The 19,123-nt window shown below is 44.3% G+C and carries 19 protein-coding genes; 9 read left to right on the top strand and 10 right to left on the bottom strand.

Annotated elements, in window-relative coordinates:
- Positions 1–204: 204 nt before the first annotated feature.
- Positions 205–555: a histidine triad nucleotide-binding protein gene (locus tag NDI34_RS22145; protein WP_190676031.1), complete on the bottom strand. Its 351-nt coding sequence runs from the start codon at positions 553–555 to the stop codon at positions 205–207.
- A 208-nt stretch (positions 556–763) separates the two neighbouring features.
- Here NDI34_RS22145 and NDI34_RS22150 point away from each other — a divergent pair, with 208 nt between their 5' ends.
- The 3 genes from NDI34_RS22150 to purB all read left to right on the top strand — a co-directional run bounded on the left by NDI34_RS22150 (position 764) and on the right by purB (position 4,444).
- On the top strand, positions 764–2,293 hold the full coding sequence (locus NDI34_RS22150) for a YifB family Mg chelatase-like AAA ATPase (protein WP_348233849.1): 1,530 nt from the start codon (positions 764–766) through the stop codon (positions 2,291–2,293).
- A gap of 155 nt (positions 2,294–2,448) precedes the next feature.
- Positions 2,449–3,096, top strand: a complete 648-nt coding sequence (locus NDI34_RS22155; protein WP_348233850.1) for a Uma2 family endonuclease — start codon at positions 2,449–2,451, stop codon at positions 3,094–3,096.
- A gap of 52 nt (positions 3,097–3,148) precedes the next feature.
- Positions 3,149–4,444 (top strand): adenylosuccinate lyase, encoded by a 1,296-nt coding sequence (purB, locus tag NDI34_RS22160; protein WP_348233864.1) that lies wholly within the window; start codon positions 3,149–3,151, stop codon positions 4,442–4,444.
- Between the two features lie 117 nt (positions 4,445–4,561).
- Here purB and era read toward each other — a convergent pair whose 3' ends face one another.
- The 7 genes from era to sufR all read right to left on the bottom strand — a co-directional run bounded on the left by era (position 4,562) and on the right by sufR (position 11,160).
- Positions 4,562–5,551, bottom strand: a complete 990-nt coding sequence (era, locus tag NDI34_RS22165) for a GTPase Era (RefSeq protein WP_348233865.1) — start codon at positions 5,549–5,551, stop codon at positions 4,562–4,564.
- Positions 5,552–5,574: 23 nt separating this feature from the next.
- The gene (locus tag NDI34_RS22170) at positions 5,575–6,699 is read right to left on the bottom strand and encodes a succinylglutamate desuccinylase/aspartoacylase family protein (protein WP_348233851.1); all 1,125 of its coding nucleotides are present in this window, start codon (positions 6,697–6,699) and stop codon (positions 5,575–5,577) included.
- 180 nt (positions 6,700–6,879) lie between these two features.
- Positions 6,880–7,518: a histidine phosphatase family protein gene (locus NDI34_RS22175; protein WP_348233852.1), complete on the bottom strand. Its 639-nt coding sequence runs from the start codon at positions 7,516–7,518 to the stop codon at positions 6,880–6,882.
- Positions 7,519–7,663: 145 nt separating this feature from the next.
- Positions 7,664–7,855 (bottom strand): hypothetical protein, encoded by a 192-nt coding sequence (locus NDI34_RS22180; protein ID WP_348233853.1) that lies wholly within the window; start codon positions 7,853–7,855, stop codon positions 7,664–7,666.
- A 13-nt stretch (positions 7,856–7,868) separates the two neighbouring features.
- On the bottom strand, positions 7,869–10,031 hold the full coding sequence (locus NDI34_RS22185) for a Piwi domain-containing protein (protein WP_348233854.1): 2,163 nt from the start codon (positions 10,029–10,031) through the stop codon (positions 7,869–7,871).
- Positions 10,032–10,227: 196 nt separating this feature from the next.
- Complete coding sequence (locus NDI34_RS22190; protein ID WP_348233855.1) at positions 10,228–10,485, bottom strand: hypothetical protein; 258 nt, start codon at positions 10,483–10,485, stop codon at positions 10,228–10,230.
- Positions 10,486–10,497: 12 nt separating this feature from the next.
- The gene (sufR, locus tag NDI34_RS22195; protein WP_348233856.1) at positions 10,498–11,160 is read right to left on the bottom strand and encodes an iron-sulfur cluster biosynthesis transcriptional regulator SufR; all 663 of its coding nucleotides are present in this window, start codon (positions 11,158–11,160) and stop codon (positions 10,498–10,500) included.
- Positions 11,161–11,363: 203 nt separating this feature from the next.
- On the opposite strand from sufR, the gene sufB reads away from it, so the two are divergent.
- From sufB to NDI34_RS22220, 5 genes are all read left to right on the top strand, one after another.
- The gene (sufB, locus tag NDI34_RS22200; RefSeq protein WP_348233857.1) at positions 11,364–12,803 is read left to right on the top strand and encodes a Fe-S cluster assembly protein SufB; all 1,440 of its coding nucleotides are present in this window, start codon (positions 11,364–11,366) and stop codon (positions 12,801–12,803) included.
- Positions 12,804–12,976: 173 nt separating this feature from the next.
- On the top strand, positions 12,977–13,768 hold the full coding sequence (sufC, locus tag NDI34_RS22205; RefSeq protein WP_348233858.1) for a Fe-S cluster assembly ATPase SufC: 792 nt from the start codon (positions 12,977–12,979) through the stop codon (positions 13,766–13,768).
- On the top strand, positions 13,765–15,153 hold the full coding sequence (gene sufD / locus NDI34_RS22210) for a Fe-S cluster assembly protein SufD (protein WP_348233859.1): 1,389 nt from the start codon (positions 13,765–13,767) through the stop codon (positions 15,151–15,153). The genes sufC and sufD overlap by 4 nt, the downstream gene beginning before the upstream one ends.
- Positions 15,154–15,251: 98 nt before the next feature.
- Entirely contained in the window at positions 15,252–16,514 is a 1,263-nt protein-coding gene (locus tag NDI34_RS22215) for a SufS family cysteine desulfurase (protein WP_348233860.1), read from the top strand.
- 185 nt (positions 16,515–16,699) lie between these two features.
- Entirely contained in the window at positions 16,700–17,332 is a 633-nt protein-coding gene (locus tag NDI34_RS22220; RefSeq protein ID WP_190985188.1) for a Uma2 family endonuclease, read from the top strand.
- A 44-nt stretch (positions 17,333–17,376) separates the two neighbouring features.
- Here NDI34_RS22220 and NDI34_RS22225 read toward each other — a convergent pair whose 3' ends face one another.
- Positions 17,377–17,652 (bottom strand): acyl carrier protein, encoded by a 276-nt coding sequence (locus tag NDI34_RS22225; protein ID WP_348233866.1) that lies wholly within the window; start codon positions 17,650–17,652, stop codon positions 17,377–17,379.
- A 156-nt stretch (positions 17,653–17,808) separates the two neighbouring features.
- Positions 17,809–18,270, bottom strand: coding sequence for a hypothetical protein (locus tag NDI34_RS22230; RefSeq protein WP_348233861.1), 462 nt, complete (start codon positions 18,268–18,270; stop codon positions 17,809–17,811).
- Between the two features lie 271 nt (positions 18,271–18,541).
- On the opposite strand from NDI34_RS22230, the gene NDI34_RS22235 reads away from it, so the two are divergent.
- Positions 18,542–19,006 carry a TspO/MBR family protein gene (locus NDI34_RS22235; protein WP_190531287.1) on the top strand — a complete coding sequence of 155 codons (465 nt, stop codon included), beginning with the start codon at positions 18,542–18,544 and terminating at the stop codon, positions 19,004–19,006.
- The last annotated feature ends 117 nt before the right edge of the window (positions 19,007–19,123 follow it).

A 19,123-nucleotide genomic window follows, 5' to 3' on the forward strand; every position in this document is an offset into this window, starting at 1 on the left:
CGGTTGTCGGTTGATGTGACCCAATCGCAAAACCGTTGCCATACGTTGGCGCTTTCGCGTCTTTGTAAGGTTGTGGTCATGTTTTTATGATTGCTTTGAATTTTCTAGGTTCGAGGTAGTAATTTCTCTACCTTGTTTTCAAGATTAACTCATCTATTGAGTTTTGTAAAGCTTTTTCAACAAAAATTTTTTCGGCTTCCTGATTCAGCCTGGAGGCCATTTCATCTGGCGTCCGCCCAGAATGTGCAAATGTAGATGGGGTACGGTTTGCCCCCCATCCGAGCCGGTGTTAATGACAACGCGGTAGCCGTTGTCGAGTCCGGCTTTTTCTGCAACATTCTTAACAATCAGCAACAAGTGACCCATTAGGTCCCGATCCTGAGAATCGGCATCAGCAAGCTGGCGAATCGGCTGCTTGGGAATCACGAGAATGTGAACGGGGGCTTGGGGTTGAATATCTTTAAAGGCAAGTGCCAGGTCATCCTCATACAAAATGTCTGCGGGGATTTCGCGGCGGATTATCTTGCTGAAGATGGTTTCTGTCGTTTCACTCATGTTGCTTGGTTATTTCGGTGATTAGCTGTGCTTGCAGCCATTTTAAGCCCGGACGATAAAGCTAAGCGCGATCGCGGGAACTCTAATAAAAGATTCTGTTGGTTGGCTTCTCATAAAACTTGTTACAAACCTGGTTTCTAAATGAAAACGGGTTTGGACTACGGCAAATACCAACAGCATCATCAAACAAAAGTGGGGCGAGATTGCCATGCTGGCTAGGGTTTGGAGTGCATCTATCGTCGGTATCGATGCGGTAAAGGTGGGGGTTGAAGTCGATGTATCGGGAGGATTGCCGGGAATTGTGCTGGTGGGATTGCCAGATACAGCGGTTCAGGAGTCGAAGGAGAGGGTGAAGGCGGCACTGAAGAACGCTGGTTATGCCTTTCCGATGAAAAAAATTGTCATAAATCTGACACCTGCGGATTTACGAAAGGAAGGCCCCAGCTTTGATTTGCCCATCAGTGTGGGCATCATGGCGGCGTCTGAGCAGGTGAGTGCCCAGTTGTTAGGAGATTATTTATTCTTAGGGGAAGTTTCCCTAGATGGAAGTCTTCGTCCGGTTGCCGGGGTGCTGCCAATTGCCGCCGCTGCCCAACGAATGGGAATCGCTGGTTTAGTCGTTCCAGCAAATAATGCGCGGGAAGCCGCAGTTGTCAAAGGTCTAGCCGTCTACGGTTTCAAAAATCTGTCTCAAGTTGCTGATTTTCTCAATGAGCCAGAGCGTTATTCCCCAGTGCAGGTGGATGGTAGAGAGGAGTTAGCCAAAACCCACTTCAGCAGTGCAGACTTAAAGGATGTAAAAGGACAAAGCTTTGCCCGCCGTGCCCTAGAAATTGCGGCGGCGGGTGGACATAACTTAGTATTTGTCGGGCCACCGGGAAGTGGGAAGACGATGCTAGCGCGGCGCTTACCGGGGATATTACCGCCGTTAAGCTTTGACGAAGCCCTCGAAGTGACTCAAATCCACTCAGTTGCGGGCTTACTTAAGAATAGAGGATCGCTAGTAAGCGATCGCCCTTACCGCAGTCCTCACCACTCCGCTTCTGGCCCCTCCCTGGTTGGTGGCGGTAGTTTTCCGCGTCCGGGAGAAATATCTTTAGCGCATCGGGGCGTTTTATTTCTGGACGAACTTACAGAATTTAAGCGAGATGTGCTGGAATTCTTGCGTCAGCCGCTTGAAGATGGCTTTGTTACCATCTCTCGCACTCGCCAATCGGTCATGTTTCCGGCTCAGTTTACTTTAGTTGCTAGTACCAATCCCTGTCCGTGCGGTTACTTTGGCGATACGATTCAAGCTTGCACCTGTTCCCCTCGACAGCGAGAACAATACTGGGCAAAGCTTTCTGGCCCTTTGATGGATCGGATCGATTTGCAAGTTGCAGTGAATCGCCTCAAGCCAGAGGAAATTACGCAACAACCGACTGGGGAAGAGTCGGCACCTGTCAGGGAACGAGTAGAAACAGCACGCGATCGCGCTCATACTCGATTTAAAGGCGATTCATCAGTGCGTTGCAATGCTCAGATGCAAAGTGGTCATTTGCGGCAATGGTGTCAACTGGATGATGCTTCTCGCCACTTATTAGAAGCCGCTATTCGCAAATTGGGGTTATCAGCAAGAGCAAGCGATCGCATCTTAAAAGTATCGCGTACCATTGCCGATTTAGCTGGAGATGAAGGACTCAAAACCCACCATGTTGCCGAAGCAATTCAGTATCGCACGATAGATAGAATGCAGTGATTATAATATACTTGGGTTTTCTGCAATTTGTGATAAATCAAAAGATGAATGAATCCGGTGAAACCCATAAGAATGTGACTCTCACTGATGAAGGCTGGAATGGCGTGCAGTTCCGATATCCAGGTACTAATACTTTATTTTTGCTAAAGTAATCAATGAGTAACTTACAAACCAAATTACCACTAAATGAATGGGCGAGTGCTACTTGGGATGAGTACATACAAGCTAGTGCAGATCCGCAACTAGAAAAAGCTAAATACTATTACCACGATAGACAACTACGGATAGAGATGACTCCCCAAGGCTACGACCACTCCTACGATAACTTTTCTATTGGGTATGCCGTTGCTTTATTTGGTGGTATCAGAGCCATCCCCATCAGTGGCGTAACTAACTGTACTTTTAGAAAAACTGGAGAGGCAGAAGCTCAACCAGATTTAGCCTTTTATATTGGTGAAAACGCCGAAATTATTCCCCCTGATACAACTATTGTTGATTTAGATACTTACCCGCCACCAGATTTAGTAATTGAAATTTCTAAAACTTCTCTTTCAGATGATATAGGCAGCAAGCGAATGCTTTATGAAAGACTGGGAGTTGCTGAATATTGGGTGGTAAATGTACGTCAGGCACAATTGATTGGTTTTGCAATTGCTGATAATGGAAGTAGGCAAATTACCCAGTCTCAAGTTTTGCCGTCTTTAACTTTTACCCTACTTGAAGAAGCTTTACGGAGGGGTCGTGAAACGGGTCGCAGTCAGTTGTATGCTTGGCTAATCAACCAAATTCAGTCTCTATCGTAGTTACAAAGAGTAGCAAGAGGTACAATAAAACGGTTGTACTTTGTGGCGGACTGTGATCGAGCGTTATACGTTGCCTGAGATGGGCAACCTGTGGACTGACACTTATAAACTAAAGACTTGGCTCCAGGTTGAAATTGCAGTCTGTGAAGCCCAAGCTGAACTGGGTTATATTCCAACCCAGGCGGTAGAGGAAATTAAGGCGAAGGCTAATTTTGACCCGAAGCGGGTGCTAGAAATTGAGGCTGAAGTCCGCCACGATATGATCGCGTTCTTGACAAACGTCAATGAATATGTAGGCGACGCGGGGCGCTATATTCACCTGGGATTAACCAGTTCGGATGTGCTGGATACAGCTTTGGCGCTGCAACTGGTAGCCAGCTTGGATGTGTTGCTGGCAGGGGTGGAAGATTTGATTGCAGCAATTCGCCAGCAGGCGCAGCAGCATAAGAATACGGTGATGATTGGGCGATCGCACGGCATTCACGCGGAACCGATTACGTTTGGCTTTAAGCTGGCGGGATGGTTGGCGGAAGTATTGAGAAACCGCGATCGCCTCCAGCGTCTTCGCAAAGAAATTGCCGTTGGCAAGATTTCCGGTGCAGTCGGAACCTACGCCAATATTGAGCCGAGAGTTGAAGCGATCGCTTGCCAAAAGCTGGGACTCGAACCGGATACAGCATCGACGCAGGTAATTTCGCGCGATCGCCATGCCGATTTTGTACAAACTTTGGCTTTAGTGGCTGCCTCGATTGAGCGATTTGCCGTCGAAATTCGCAACCTGCAACGCACGGATGTCCTAGAAGTCGAAGAATTCTTCTCTAAAGGACAAAAAGGCTCCTCTGCGATGCCGCACAAGCGCAATCCGATTCGTTCGGAGCGACTAACAGGGATGGCACGAGTTGTCCGGGGTCATGCTGTTGCAGCCTTAGAAAATGTCGCCCTTTGGCACGAACGGGACATCTCTCACAGCTCCGTGGAGCGGATGATCCTGCCCGATTCCTGCACGATAACGCACTTCATGTTAGCGGAAATGACCGATTTGGTGAAAAACCTGTTGGTTTATCCCGAAAACATGGAGCGGAATATGAATTGCTACGGCGGCGTCGTCTTCAGCCAGCGAGTCATGCTCACCCTGGTAGAAAAAGGAATGAGCCGCGAGGACGCCTATGCAACGGTGCAGTCTTGCGCTCATCAAGCGTGGAATAAAACCGATGGCGATTTCCACGATTTGATTGCTAAAGACAGCCGCGTTACACAGCATCTTTCTTCAGAAGAAGTTGAGGCGTGTTTCGCTCCGCAGCATCATTTGCAGCATTTAGACGAGATTTATCAACGTTTGGGGATTTGAGGAACTGCAAAGACGCACTAGCGGAGCCATGCGCGTTAGCGCTATAGAGCGCGAAGGAAGAAAAAGAAGAGTTTTCTTCTTCTCTTTCTTCCTTCGTGTCCTTCGCGTCTTCGCGGTTTATTCCTGTTCCACCCTGTACCCCAAATCTGCTAAATGTAGTCGAGACTGCCGCCATTTCGGCTGCACTTTCACAAATAACTCCAGATAAACTTTCCCCGCAATTAACTTTTGGATTTGTTCGCGGGCAGCGCTACCAATCGCTTTGAGCATCGTTCCGCCTTTGCCAATCACAATCCCCTTTTGCGAGTCGCGTTCAACGTAGATAGTCGCGAGAAGGCGAGTAATCGTCGGCTCTTCCTCCACCATGTCAATCGTAACGGCGACTGAGTGGGGAACTTCTTCGCGGGTTAGCAGCAAAATTTGTTCTCGAATCAGTTCCCCCATGATGAAGCGTTCCGGCTGGTCGGTAACGTAATCAGGAGGATAATAGTATGGCCCTGGTTCTAGGCGATCGCTGAGTAATTGCTGCAACGCCTCAACTCCCTCTCCGGTGAGGGCAGAGAACTTCACAATAGGCCAGTTGTAGGGTTCAGCTAGCTGCCTATAACTCTCATCAATTTGTTGGGAATCTGAGGTTCGCAGGTCGATTTTGTTCATCCCCAACATCACAGGCGTTTTGGTGCGGCTCAGAATATCGACAATATAGCGATCGCCTCCTCCAGAGTCTACCGCTCCATCCACTACAAACAGCACCAAATCCACCGACTCAATCGCAATCTGGGCATTTTTCACCAACACCTCCCCTAACTGGTGGTGCGGTTTATGAATTCCTGGGGTATCGACAAAAATCATCTGTGCCTCTGGCGTCGTCACGATACCCCGGAGTCGGTTGCGTGTCGTCTGCGCCACTGGCGAAGTGATGGCAATTTTTTGCCCCACCATGTAGTTCATCAATGTAGACTTACCCACATTAGGGCGTCCAATAATCCCAATGAAGCCCGATTTATATCCTTCCGGGGCTTTCGGAATGCTGAAAATTCCTGACTCGTCTAGGATATTTCCCTCGCCTTTATTAACTGCTGCGTTTGTCGTCGTCCCATCTTCCATCATGTTTGCGTTTTTAAAAACCCCTACATCACTGATAATACATACTCTCCTTCATTCACTGCATGATTCGTCGAAATATCAAAGACTAAACCAGCGTTCTCCGCACAAACATCAATTAATTTTGGTAATTCTTCTTTATTAAAGCTAAGAATTTGATAAAGTCTTTCCCCAGCCTCGATTGAAGCACCTAGTTTGACTCTTGATTGGATCATCCCTCCGCTAGGCGCATAATATTTTTTTAGATTGCTTTTTGAAATAAAAGTTACTTTTTGGAATGCTGTTTGCGGCAAAGGAAATTCAGGAATCGATAAAATACCTTTCTGGGCTAAGTAATTTTTGATGCCTTGGACTCCTTTTTCTACTGATTCTGGATTCATTTGCATTCCCGAACCCAGTTCTAGCGTCCAAGATTCTTTATCAAAGACTATCGATTTCCCTAAAGTTTCTAGCTGATTTTCCAACGCTAACCAAGGCTTGAGGAAAGCTTCATCAAAAGCATCTCCATCATATTCATTCAGTAAAATTTCCCAATCGAGTAAAAAATACTTGGCACTTTCTTCTCTACGGTGAAAGCCATATAAGTAATCTATCGCTTGATTCGACGAACTATGAATATCGATTACATAATCAGCATCTAAACATAAAGATTGTAGCTGATAGCGATATCGTTCGTTAAAAGGCGCTCCACTTGGAGACTTGATTTTTTCTAAAAGTTTATCGAAACTATTTTTAATTCTTTTGTAGTATTCATTTTCTATAGCATCTATTTCAAAATTGATGTAAGACTTTGCAAATCCTTCTAAATCTTCACTTTCCTTTTCATAGTCCCAAAAGATGCGGTTCCAGTCTTTCCCATCAAATATATTGTATCGACCTGTAGAAAAATAATGAGTCCGCTGATTGGTACTGATGGGATTGCAGACAGGAAGTAGCCAAATTTCGCCATTGAGCTGAGTATCATTAATAGTAATCAGAAACTCGATTAGCTGGTGAATGACCGCATTGCCAACAATTTCCGCCCCGTGCAAGTTGGCTTGTAAATATGCTTTTTTCCCAGGGTTAGCACCGATAAATTTATAAACTTGAATTGAGAGGCGATCGCCTGAAGCAAGCTGCTGAATGGGAACTATAGAAATAGTAGGAATCATCGATAAAATATCTTACATTAATATGCCTTGACGAAGAGAAATCGCGGCTACACAGACGAAACCTGCCTACGCAGGTTTTGATGCTAAAGTCTACGTTAGCTTAGCGTGTGCGTAAACGCATAAAAAGACTTTGTTTGTATAGCCGCGATTACGAACATTACTAGATAATTTACAAACAAATTATGTACCTGGTAAGGTACGCAAACGCTCATCCAAATGAATGCGATCGCTTAAAGCATGAAGTAATGGCCCATGAGCGCCAAACTCCACTATACTGACCGAACCCACCGGACATCCCAAGCGAAAGCGAAAGCGTCCGACATCAATTCCCAGCAAGCTACACAGCATAATTCGGATAGTCGCTTTGTGTGCAACAATCAAAACATTGCCGTTGCTAAACCGCTGCTTGATTTCTTCAATCACTTGTAACGAACGGTGAGCGATCGCTACTGCTAATTCTCCCTCAGTCGGCGGATACCAAGCCGGATCGGCAGTCCAGCGAATATAATCATCGTGATACTCCCGGTCAACGGTTTCTATAGTTTTTCCTTCCCACTTACCATAGTTAATCTCTTTCAAACCGTCCCGCAATTCCATCTGCATCCCCACAGCTTCACACAGCGGTTTTGCAGTTGCTACGGTACGCCGCATCGGACTACAAAAAATAGCACTCCAGGGTAGGGAATGATAGGTAACAGCAAAGGCTTTTGCCATCTCTAGACCATCTGGCGTCAAATCTGGATCTATGGAACCACAGAAAACATTATCTCGACTGCGGTCTGTTTGTCCGTGGCGGAGGAAATAAAGCTTTAGACTCAAGGTGGTTTTCTCCGATTATCTGAGTTAAGGATACAGCCACCTTTGGGATAATGATGTTTTTACGCGCACCCTTATTTACCCTCCAAGAGTTTAGCGTCAACTATCAGCATCATAGGGAACCGGCTACTTGTATCAAAAATATCAGCTAATTCGCAGCTAATTCGTCCTCAGTCATGCCACTTTGAGCCAGTATCCGATTTATTGACTCACGGCTACTTGCTTCATATTCCACCTTTTTGGTTGCGATCGCGCAGTAGTCACATTCTAGGCTGGTTTTGATGTGGGTGAATTTGGGGAGAATGCGATCGCGTATAAGTGAAAGTAAACTTTGTAGCATAAAGACGTAGCGACTAGAAAGGCAACTTGCAACCCTTTTGCAATCCAGTCGGCAAAAGCCCTTCCAAAGCATACTCAGCAGCCATATCAGGATAGTAAGTTGTAATGGGCAAGCGGATTGTTTGGGTCGAACCAATATGCATTTCGCTCAGCCAGTAAACTTGAGCAGCTAAGAATCCAGGTCTGGTTTCACCACGTCGCCGTCGTACGATAATCGGACGTGGAACAAAATTAGTTCCCCCTTTTATTTCTGTTTTACCTGTGGTCATCAGAGCAACTTCAGTCTCCGAAATAGGCCATGCTAATCCTCTACGGGGATTTTCCCATTTTTTGGATTTCTCATTCCACTGCCCAGCACGAGGATATCCAGACTTTAGAATTTCCACTGCATCTAATTTCTGTATTCCCGCTTGGCTTAATTCCGGCATAAGTTCATCTAGCAAATCAAGTTCATCTGCTTGGAAATAACCATCTCGGTGAATAACTAAATGGTTAAGGGGAGTTTGATTTCTTTCTTCATAAAGGTTAATTAAATCAAAAATAATACTGCGTAAAGCTGTAATATCAAAAGTTTCCCGGTGACTCTGAAAGTTGGCAGGGAACCACCCAAGAACCTTCCCTTGCGGACTCACAATAAAGGCAGCTACACCGACAGCTACACCATCTTTGCGTCCAATATCCAAACCCAGAAAAGCTTGTGCGTCTCCAGGCATATGTTTAAGTTGCCAAGGGCAATAGCCCAATTTACCCAATATTCCTAACAACAGATTGTAACCTGTATTATCTTTAAACTTAGCTTTTAGTGTACTTTCTTCAATTGCCTGAGAAGGCAACATAGCTTTAACAAATTCTCGTTTAAATATGGAGTATGGGTCAAATTTGGGGTTTAATATACATTCTTCTTTATCCGGTACAAATATTAGTGCTAAATCATATTTTTCTAAATTACGGCATTTTCGCTGAATTTCTAAAGTTTTACCTATAGGATAAGAGTGGTATTCAAAAAATTCGTCTTGTATAAATATAAATTGAATGCGGAAACCTGCTGCAAATTTCTCAAACTCCTCGCACCATTCCATAACTTTCCAGTTCTCTGGATGAAAAACCACAATTTTTATCTGCTCTGGCTTTTCTAGTAATCTTTTTTTTCCTAGTCCTTGGGTGGGGTAGCTGCCAAAGCAGCCTCCACCAAAATCGAGATTATTTTTATGCTTTTCAGGAAAGTCTCTTTGAGGATCTGGATAATATGGAGTTATGTTAAAAGTAATTTTTTGACCAGGTATGTCTATTCCTAAAAAGTTATTAAAATGCTCAATTTCCTGGATCGCTGTTTTAAATCGCTTATCAATAGACCAAACTTGAGCATTAAATACTCTAGCCTCAACGTCATCTTTGGTAAATGTTTTTTTGAGCAAATGAGGGATGTGGGGGTAGATAACATCTTCTCCCTTTGAACCGTAGTTGACTTTGATAGCGGGAGTTGCAGGAGGAATACTGCTAATAAATTGTTCAGAGATTTCTCCTTTGCGGCGATGGTACTCCAGTAAGCTGATATTACCTAATCCGCTTTGAATATCGGAGACTGTAAATCCAGCTAATCCCACATAGCGACAGCTTTTTCCATCATAGCTGTGAACTAGCTGCTGGTCAGGAGTCAGGCTTGATAACTCACGTTCATCTAGCGTGTAACAGCTGTGATACGAGTTGCTATAGTCGATGGAAAAAAATACATATTTATCGGTATCGATACGGAGATTCCATTTGATAAATCGCTGTGTTTCAATCTCCTCTGAAATCTTTAGTGTCTCTAAAAAAGCCTCGCGCTCGTAGGCATCCACTCTGAAACCCCTATTGCGAAAGTGATCGATCGTGCCTAGATTCAGAATCTGCTCTAACTGACGGCGATATTTAGGGGCAGTTATGTCTACAGCTACAAATGACAAAATCTGAAAAGAACCATTACTCTTTAATGGATAAGGACTCAGCAGGCAAAATTCTGTTGTGTCGGCTACTATAGGTATTCTGTTTTCCTGACGCAAACACTTGGCTAGCTTTCCTAGCTCTGAAGGTAGTTGATCTGGAGCGACGATCGCTTGGTTTAAGTCCACCCGATGAGCGTAGAAAGAAAGTGCTGCGATTGGCTTTACAGATTGAAAACTAAGTTCGTGAATTGCCATTCTTTTTGCCCCTATATGTAGCGGAAATTTAATGTAATTTGGTTGAAAAAACAATATATATGTACTGCCATAATTAAGTCAATAGTATCTAGAGACTATCTAAAAATAAAAATCCCCCTTCCTAGAGAAGAGAGATACATCTATTTATTGAACTTGTTTATAACTATATTCCTGCCTCAGAAATACGCACTAAGGATTACCACTTCAAAAATGCGGCATCGCTTCCCTGCTCGCGCCTAATTTTTGAGTCGTTTTCAAACCAAGTGATAATCTGCTCAGGTGTTAAATCTTCAATAACAACACCGTACTCTTCGGCGATGTGTTTCAACACTCTTAAGGATGAGATAGTTAATCTTGTTATAAATTTTTCATGAGTTTGAAGCAGTGCTGAATCTACCTTAACCGCTTCTTCGTATGTCAAAAATTGTTCTGATGGTTGCTGTGGTTGAGTCATAAATATTTTTAGTTACTGTTCTTTAATTAAATAGCCGCAGCGATGTTCTCCGTTAATAATCCAGTGCGTCCGTTCTACTTTACAATCTTGCAGAGCAGCAGCAAACATTTCTAATTCATGTCCGCAAACGCTGGGGAAAGACGAGGCGACGTGGGAAATGGCACAGTTATGTTCTACCAATATAAATTGAGCATCGTTTTCCTCCAGAGGATACCACTCTGCCATATAACCTTCAGCTTTGCGGAGTTCGACTAATTTGGCAACGCGATCGCGCAAATTTCCCTTACCCAGCCTGACTTGATATTCCATCGCCTTGCGTTCCCAGTGCTTTCGCAACACCGTACTTGCTTGCTCATAACCGAGCGTTTCTGTCAAGGTGTCTAGGAAATCAACGGCAAACTCTCCGTAACGACTGGGGAAGCGAGGCGCTAAAAGCGCCGCTACGCTAACGCGCCCTTCTTGACTCAGCTCGTAGACGTGCTGCGGGCGTCCCATCGCCGCAGGCACCGATTGATGGACGATCAGCCCTTCTGTCTCCAAATCCTTCAGATGACGCCGAATCGCCTGCGGACTTACCTCAAAGGCGTCAGCCAGCTCCTGAGCCGTGGCTTGACCTGTTTTCAGTAAATGTTGCAAGATGTCATGTTTGGTGGAAGGCTGCTGAGTAATCGCCATCGTCTTGCGGTAAAATTCCTACTGGACTTTGACAACATCTATGTTGCTAAAGTATTTTAAAATAGAATTAAGTAAAGCAACAAGCCTGTTGTTTTACTATTGTAGTTGCAGTTTGACTGGGCGATCTACTCCGGACGCCCATGCCCTGAGCCTGCCATCCTGAGAGATTTGTCCGACACAAACACGCGAGAACACTTTTATCTATGACTGCTAGCGTTAAAACCTTAGTCAATCAGCCCTATAAATACGGCTTTGTCACTGACATTGAAACAGATAGCATTCCTCGCGGACTTAGTGAGGACGTTGTTCGCCTGATCTCCGCCAAGAAAGAAGAACCGGAGTTCATGCTAGAGTTTCGCCTCAAAGCCTATCGGCAATGGTTGAAAATGACCGAACCAACTTGGCCTCATGTCAAGTATCCGGCGATTGACTACCAGGACATCATCTACTACTCCGCGCCGAAGCAAAAGCCCAAAAAGCTGGGTAGCCTAGATGAAGTCGATCCAACTTTGTTAGAAGCCTACGAGAAGCTAGGGATTTCGCTTTCAGAGCAAAAGCGGTTGTCTAACGTTGCCGTAGATGCCATCTTTGATAGTGTTTCAGTTGCCACAACATTTAAAGAGAAGCTAGCCAAAGACGGCGTGATCTTCTGTTCCATCTCCGAAGCTTTGCGGGAACACCCCGAACTGGTGCAGAAGTACCTCGGCAGCGTTGTGCCAGTAGCCGATAATTACTTCGCCGCCCTCAACTCAGCCGTATTCAGCGATGGTTCCTTCGTCTACATCCCCAAAGGCACCAAATGCCCGATGGAACTCTCCACCTACTTCCGTATCAACAGCGGAGATACGGGGCAGTTCGAGCGCACGCTAATTATTGCCGAAGAAGGCAGCTCTGTGTCATATCTGGAAGGCTGCACAGCACCCATGTTTGACACCAACCAGCTGCACGCGGCTGTGGTGGAACTTGTTGCCCTGGACAACGCTGAAATTAAATACTCCACGGTACAAAACTGGTACCCCGGAGACGAAAACGGCAAAGGCGGTATTTACAACTTTGTCACCAAGCGCGGGCTGTGTCAGGGAGTCAATTCTAAGATTTCTTGGACGCAGGTAGAAACGGGTTCCGCGATTACCTGGAAATACCCAAGCTGCGTGTTAGTTGGCGATAATTCTGTGGGTGAATTTTACTCCGTTGCGCTGACGAATCATATGCAGCAAGCCGACACCGGAACCAAAATGGTGCATATCGGCAAAAACACTCGCAGCACGATTATTTCCAAGGGAATTTCGGCGGGTAAGTCGGCAAATAGCTATCGCGGTTTGGTGAAAATTGGCCCTAAGGCAAAGGGTGCGAGAAATTATTCTCAGTGTGACTCAATGCTGATTGGCGATAATGCCCAAGCGAATACTTTCCCTTATATCCAGGTGCAAAATAACACCGGAAAAGTGGAACATGAAGCTTCTACCTCGAAAATTGGGGAAGAACAGCTATTCTTTTTCTCGCAGCGGGGCATTTCGGCAGAAGATGCTATTTCGATGATGATTAGCGGCTTCTGTAAGGATGTGTTTAATCAACTGCCGATGGAATTTGCTGTTGAAGCTGATAGGTTGTTGAGCCTGAAATTAGAAGGCAGTGTGGGATAAATGAAACTACAGATAAACACAGATAAACGACGATAAATTTTCCGTGTTATCTGTGTTTATCTACGGTTGAATTTCTTTACTCAAAAAGGTAAGGCGGGCATTGCCTACTTTTAGGCTGACATAGAATAATAACCGCGAAGACGCTAAGGGCACAAAGGAAGAAGAGAGGAAAGATGATTATTGAAAATAGTGAGGTGATCCTATCAGTTCGGGATCTCACGGCAAATGTTGATGAAACTCCGATTCTTAAGGGTTTGAATCTGGAAGTAAAGGCGGGAGAAATCCATGCCATTATGGGGCCAAATGGTTCTGGCAAAAGCACCTTTTCTAAGGTTTTGGCTGGACATCCGGCGTATGAGGTGACGGGCGGCGAGGTGATTTTCCGGGGGCAAAATCTTCTGGAAATGGAAGCAGAAGAACGTGCCAGGGCTGGGATATTTTTGGCTTTTCAATATCCTTTGGAAATTCCTGGCGTTAGTAATGTGGATTTCCTCAGAGTTGCCTATAATTCCCGTCGCAAGGCTGAGGGGTTAGAGGAATTGGATGCTTTTGATTTTGATGAGTTGGTGCATGAAAAGCTGGATGTGGTAAAGATGAATCCTGCTTTTCTTAGCCGCAGTGTGAACGAAGGTTTTTCTGGTGGTGAGAAGAAGCGGAACGAGATTCTGCAAATGGCACTGCTAGAACCAAAGTTAGCAATTTTGGATGAAACGGATTCAGGGCTAGATATTGATGCGCTAAAGATTGTGGCGGATGGTGTGAATCAGCTGGCAAATGCAGAAAATGCGATGCTAGTGATTACTCACTATCAGCGATTACTTAATTACATCGTGCCAGATTTCGTTCACGTCATGGAAGCCGGACGAATTATTACCAGTAGTGGTAAAGAATTGGCGCTGGAATTGGAATCTCGCGGTTATGAGTGGGTAAGGGAAGAAGAAGCAGCTGAGGTGGGTGCAAAATGACAATTCAAGTAACTTCTATTCCCAATCCAGAAGAAGTTGGGTTAAAGTCTGCTGCGGCTAATCGAGATGCCAAGCTGGTTGAGTTGTTAAACTTGTCTCGCAGTCAAGAATTACAGGTACTCGATCCAGAGATGGTTGGCTGGTTGCAAGAATTACGCGATCGCGCTGCTTCCTGGCTACCTCATCTCAAGTTTCCCACTACCCGCGATGAAGAGTGGCGTGTCACAGACATTTCGCCTCTCTTGAAGTTGTCTTTCCAAGCTGCGAAATCTGCGGATGTACCCCGGTCAGCAATTGAAGGATTAACTTTAGCAGAAGCAGCCGAAAGTCGTCTAGTTTTCGTTAACGGTGTTTATGCACCCGCGCTGTCATCTGTTGCTAATTTGCCAGATGGGATATTTGCCGGAAATTTAGCCCAACTGCCAATAACTTATCGCACTCGGATCGATAATTATTTCGCCCAACAAAAGGGTTTTGATGAGGTATTCACCTCTTTAAATACCGCAGGATTAACTGATGCTGCTGTAGTGTGGGTGGCGAAGAATGTGGTAGTAGAAACACCGATTCATCTGCTGTTTCTATCTACTTTTAGCGATCGCCCTACTATTACTCAGCCACGCTGTTTAGTCGTCGCTGAACCTAACTCTCAAGTAACTCTGATTGAAGATTATCTGCCAGTCGGCGACTGGTGTGCGGATGAAACTCATCCGTATTTAATCAATACGGTTACAGAGATTTGGGTAGAAGAAAATGCTGAAGTTCGCCACAACCGGATTCAACGAGATAGTGGCGCAGCGTTTCATATTGGCAAGAGTGCGATCGCGCAATCTCGTAACAGCCGCTACACTTGCAATGCAGTGAGTTTGGGTGGCAAAATATCCCGCCACAACTTAGAAATTTATCAGTTGGGCGAACAAACTGAAACTACCCTCAATGGTTTAACCATGATCTCTGGGGAACAGATTGGCGATACTCACAGCGCGATTATTCTCAACCATCCCCACAGCACAACTCGTCAATTACAAAAGTGTATTGTGGCTGACAAGGCTCATTCCATCTTTAACGGTAAAGTCTTAGTTGCTAAAGCAGCACAATTGACGGATGCGGGACAATTAAATCGTAACTTGCTGTTGTCACCTAAAGCGAGAGTCGATACCAAGCCCCAACTAGAAATCATTGCCGATAACGTGAAATGTACTCACGGTGCCACGGTAAGTCAGTTGGATGATGAGGAAGTCTTTTACCTGCAAAGTCGTGGTTTAGACAAGGTGAGTGCTAACAACTTGTTAGTTGACGCTTTTGCGATAGAAATTATCAACCAGATTCCTATCGCTTCTCTGCAAACAAGTCTCTCTCGATGTGTTGCTTGTAGAACAGTCGAATAGTGTGGAATCGGTAAGAGGTAATGGGTAATGGAATTTTGAAGAAATAACTTTTACCAGTTACCAATTACCAATCATCAATTACCAACTACCAATTACCAATGACTCTCACCAAAGACAGAACACTAGCCGATAAAGTCCGTGCAGATTTCCCAATTCTGCACCAAGAAGTCAACGGCAAACCCCTAGTTTATCTAGACAATGCCGCCACATCCCAAAAACCTCTGGCGGTGTTAAACGCCATTCGGGATTACTATGAGCAGTACAATTCAAACGTACATCGGGGCGTTCACACCCTCAGCGCCAAAGCCACAGATGCCTACGAAGGTGCTAGAGACAAAGTTGCTGCTTTTGTAAATGCTGCCTCGCGTCAAGAAATTATCTACACCCGCAACGCCAGCGAAGCGATTAACTTAATCGCTTACAGTTGGGGAATGAACAATTTGCAGCGAGGGGATGAAATCATCCTCTCCGTAATGGAACACCACAGCAATCTAATTCCTTGGCAGTTCGTGGCGCAAAGAACGGGCGCGGTGCTGAAATTTGTAGAACTAACGCCAGACGGAATTTTTGATTTAGAACACTTCAAATCTCTAATTTCCGACAAAACCAAACTGGTTAGCACTGTTTATGTCTCTAACACATTGGGATGTATTAACCCAGTTAAATCGATAACCGAAATTGCTCACAAATACGGTGCCAAAGTCTTAATTGACGCTTGCCAAGCTGCACCTCACATGGTGTTAGACGTGCAAGCCGTAGACTGCGATTGGCTAGTCGCCTCCGGTCACAAAATGTGCGCTCCGACTGGGATTGGCTTCCTCTACGGTAAGCTAGATTTGCTGCGTTCCATGCCTCCCTTTTTAGGCGGTGGGGAGATGATTGCAGATGTATTTCTCGACCATGCTACTTATGCAGATTTGCCGCATAAGTTTGAAGCCGGAACGCCCTCAATTGGGGAAGCGATCGCGCTCGGTGCAGCGGTAGATTACCTCAGTGGTATTGGTATGCACAACATCCATACCTACGAAGCCGAATTAACAGCTTATCTCTTCCAACAGTTGCAGCAAATCCCAGAAATCAAAACTTATGGGCCACAACCCACCAGCACTGGAGAAGGTAGAGCTGCACTCGCTGCATTCACGGCTGGAGATGTCCACCCTCACGACTTATCCACCATTTTAGATCAAGCTGGCATCGCCATCCGTGCCGGACACCACTGCACCCAACCCTTACACCGTTACTTAAAAGTGCAATCTACTGCACGGGCGAGTTTGTATTTCTACAACACCCGCGAAGAGATTGATCTTTTCATCGCCTCTTTGAAAGAAGCTGTCGAGTTTTTTGGCAGTATCTTCGGCTAAGTCAACTTAAGCCTTGGCGAATGGAATTCGCGGCTACACAAACGAAGTCCGCCTGCGCGGACTTAAAGAAACACAAGGTTTTGAAACCTGCGTAGGCAGGTTTTGTCTGTGTAGCTGCGGTTTCAACCGCCTCTTTAAGTGTAATGCCCACCTTATCCACTATTAATAATTGGGCGAATTTAGTGATGATTATCACCTCAACTCCAGCCGAACAAAGAACCTTACTACCCAACATTAGCTGGGAAACTTTAGAAGCCTTGCTGATAGAAACAGGTGAGGATAGAGGCTGGCGGTTTGCTTATGACGGAAGCACTCTAGAACTTATGACCCCGCTTTTTGAACATGAAAACCCCAAAATACAATTTGACCGCTTAATCTTCGCCTTAGCTGAAGAATTACAAATAGAAATTAAAAGCGCTGGTTCTACTACTTTGAAGAGAAAAATAGCCAATCGAGGCATAGAACCAGATAATTGTTACTATATCCAAAACGAACCAGCCGTAAGAGGTAAGCAAAAACTGGATTTAGAAACAGATCTGCCGCCAGATTTAGCAATTGAAATCGATATTACCAGCAGTTCTGTTAACAAGTTTGAGATTTACTCAGCGCTGGGTGTCACTGAACTCTGGAGATACAACGGACGAGATTTAAAATTCTATCAGCTAACAGAAGGAAAATATATCGAGTGCGAATACAGCATTGCCTTTCCCATCGTATCGGTAACTGAAATCAGTAATTTTATCGAGCAAAGTAAAACTATGGGAGAAATTGCCTTATTGAAGTCATTTCGCGCTTGGGTGAGGCAGAAAATATCTTAGTGGAGTAGCAGCAAATACTATACTTAATTATTCCCAATTTATAGCTAGATAGCCTCTATATTCTGCTTTTTATGAGAAATTATATATTCAAAAATATCTTTCATAGTGTAATTAGGATAACCACTTAAACCTGTATAATTATATATATATTCATCAGTAATTTCTATATCGAACTCCTCTTCTATAGCTAATATAAGTTCTTTGCCATCAAGCTCATCAGCTCTAAGATCGTGAGCAAAATTTGTATTTAAAGTAATTTTATCAGTTTCTATCTCAAGCTGTGTTGAAACTATAATTTTGAGTCTTATAAAAATAGTTATATTAGACAAAAAATGAGGATGATACTGAAGAGCATAAATTTGCTTAATATTAGATTGGCTAATAATGTTAAGTCGTGAGAAAGTTTTTTGAATTTCCTCTTCTATTTCTTCCCTTTTTTTTATGATATAATTCATACGAGCTTTAATTTTATCTTTTTATTTTGCTTCTTCATGGAATCTATACTGGCTCAATTCATTACTTTTCTGTGTTAACCTATTTTTATTGTTTTCTAAATTTTCAATTTCTTTTTCCAACTGGTTAATCTGAAACTTTAATTGATTAATTTCTTTATCCAACTGGCTAACATGAGACTTTAATTGACTAATTTCTTTATCTATTTTTTTAGTAACATCATTTAAAGATTCATTAGACTTATTTAGTTCTATAGTTAATTGCTCATATTTCTTGCTTGATACATCGACAAATAATTCAAAAGCTGATTCTAGTAACGCTCCTTTTTCGGTTTCGATGATTTTGATTAATAAATCTTTCCCTAGCTGACCGTATTGCAATATTTCAGGAAGCGCAGCAATTCTGACATCCTCAGACTGACTATAAAGTCTTGACATCACTGCCGGAAAATTTTCTACAGGAGGTTGGTTTGAGCGAACAGTCATAATTTTTTAGGGAAAAATCGTCTACATTCTATATTGTATGTGTCACTCATCAAGATATTGCTACACAGCAAATAGACACCGCTAGAATAGTAGCGATCTCATTCTCCAACCACAACATAAGTTAAGCGCGATCGCATTCTCGAACTCACCACAACACAAGTTAAGCGCGATCGCTACTTAGTTTCAGACTAGGGGGTGATTACAGCTTCCTCCTAACTTGACACAATCGCTACAAAGGGCTAGCAGGTCTGGTGGAGCGAAGGGAAGGGGAATGGTTATTAAATCTTGGATGGTGATTGGGGGCGTGACTCTTTTAGTAGCGATGGGGAGTAACATCATTACGCCAAATGATGTTAAGTGGTTCAAACGCCTGCAACGACCAAGGTGGTTAACATTTGAGCCATTAATTCCACTCATCTGGACAGTCGTTTTTATTTGCGGTGCTTGGTCAGCTTATATCGTCTGGGAACGCACCAAAAATTGGGGACTAATGGCGTTCTATCTTTTAGTAGAAATTGCAATTGTCGCCTACAACCCAATGATGTTGAGGTTACGCAGTCTCAAAGTTGGCACGATTATTGGCGCAATTGGTTCCGTTTTAGGTCTAATTCTGGCACTAACAGTCTTACCAATTTCCGGCTGGGCGTCTCTGTTGCTAGTTCCCTATGTGTTGTGGAGTCCGGTTGGAACTTTTACCACCTGGAAAATGATGCAGCTTAATCCTGACGATGCTTAGAGACGCGGACGACCCCTCCTGACCGCTTCTTACTAGGTTGAGAGGAGTGGTTACCAGCGCAAGGGTTTAACTTCTATCGAAGCGAGGACGCCCTGGGGTTAAGGCGGCATAAAGCTT

Origin of the sequence: Trichocoleus sp. DQ-U1 (genome assembly GCF_039961925.1) — a bacterium.
In the GTDB taxonomy this organism is placed as follows: Bacteria; Cyanobacteriota; Cyanobacteriia; order Cyanobacteriales; family FACHB-T130; genus FACHB-T130.

What these genes read in the sequence shown, in the direction of transcription:
- NDI34_RS22145 (WP_190676031.1), bottom strand. Translation starts at nt 555, where the DNA reads ATGAGTGAAACGACAGAAACCATCTTCAGCAAGATAATCCGCCGCGAA.
- NDI34_RS22150 (WP_348233849.1), top strand. Translation starts at nt 764, where the DNA reads ATGCTGGCTAGGGTTTGGAGTGCATCTATCGTCGGTATCGATGCGGTA.
- NDI34_RS22155 (WP_348233850.1), top strand. Translation starts at nt 2,449, where the DNA reads ATGAGTAACTTACAAACCAAATTACCACTAAATGAATGGGCGAGTGCT.
- era (WP_348233865.1), bottom strand. Translation starts at nt 5,551, where the DNA reads ATGGAAGATGGGACGACGACAAACGCAGCAGTTAATAAAGGCGAGGGA.
- NDI34_RS22170 (WP_348233851.1), bottom strand. Translation starts at nt 6,699, where the DNA reads ATGATTCCTACTATTTCTATAGTTCCCATTCAGCAGCTTGCTTCAGGC.
- NDI34_RS22180 (WP_348233853.1), bottom strand. Translation starts at nt 7,855, where the DNA reads ATGCTACAAAGTTTACTTTCACTTATACGCGATCGCATTCTCCCCAAA.
- NDI34_RS22185 (WP_348233854.1), bottom strand. Translation starts at nt 10,031, where the DNA reads ATGGCAATTCACGAACTTAGTTTTCAATCTGTAAAGCCAATCGCAGCA.
- NDI34_RS22190 (WP_348233855.1), bottom strand. Translation starts at nt 10,485, where the DNA reads ATGACTCAACCACAGCAACCATCAGAACAATTTTTGACATACGAAGAA.
- sufR (WP_348233856.1), bottom strand. Translation starts at nt 11,160, where the DNA reads ATGGCGATTACTCAGCAGCCTTCCACCAAACATGACATCTTGCAACAT.
- sufB (WP_348233857.1), top strand. Translation starts at nt 11,364, where the DNA reads ATGACTGCTAGCGTTAAAACCTTAGTCAATCAGCCCTATAAATACGGC.
- sufC (WP_348233858.1), top strand. Translation starts at nt 12,977, where the DNA reads ATGATTATTGAAAATAGTGAGGTGATCCTATCAGTTCGGGATCTCACG.
- sufD (WP_348233859.1), top strand. Translation starts at nt 13,765, where the DNA reads ATGACAATTCAAGTAACTTCTATTCCCAATCCAGAAGAAGTTGGGTTA.
- NDI34_RS22215 (WP_348233860.1), top strand. Translation starts at nt 15,252, where the DNA reads ATGACTCTCACCAAAGACAGAACACTAGCCGATAAAGTCCGTGCAGAT.
- NDI34_RS22220 (WP_190985188.1), top strand. Translation starts at nt 16,700, where the DNA reads ATGATTATCACCTCAACTCCAGCCGAACAAAGAACCTTACTACCCAAC.
- NDI34_RS22230 (WP_348233861.1), bottom strand. Translation starts at nt 18,270, where the DNA reads ATGACTGTTCGCTCAAACCAACCTCCTGTAGAAAATTTTCCGGCAGTG.
- NDI34_RS22235 (WP_190531287.1), top strand. Translation starts at nt 18,542, where the DNA reads ATGGTTATTAAATCTTGGATGGTGATTGGGGGCGTGACTCTTTTAGTA.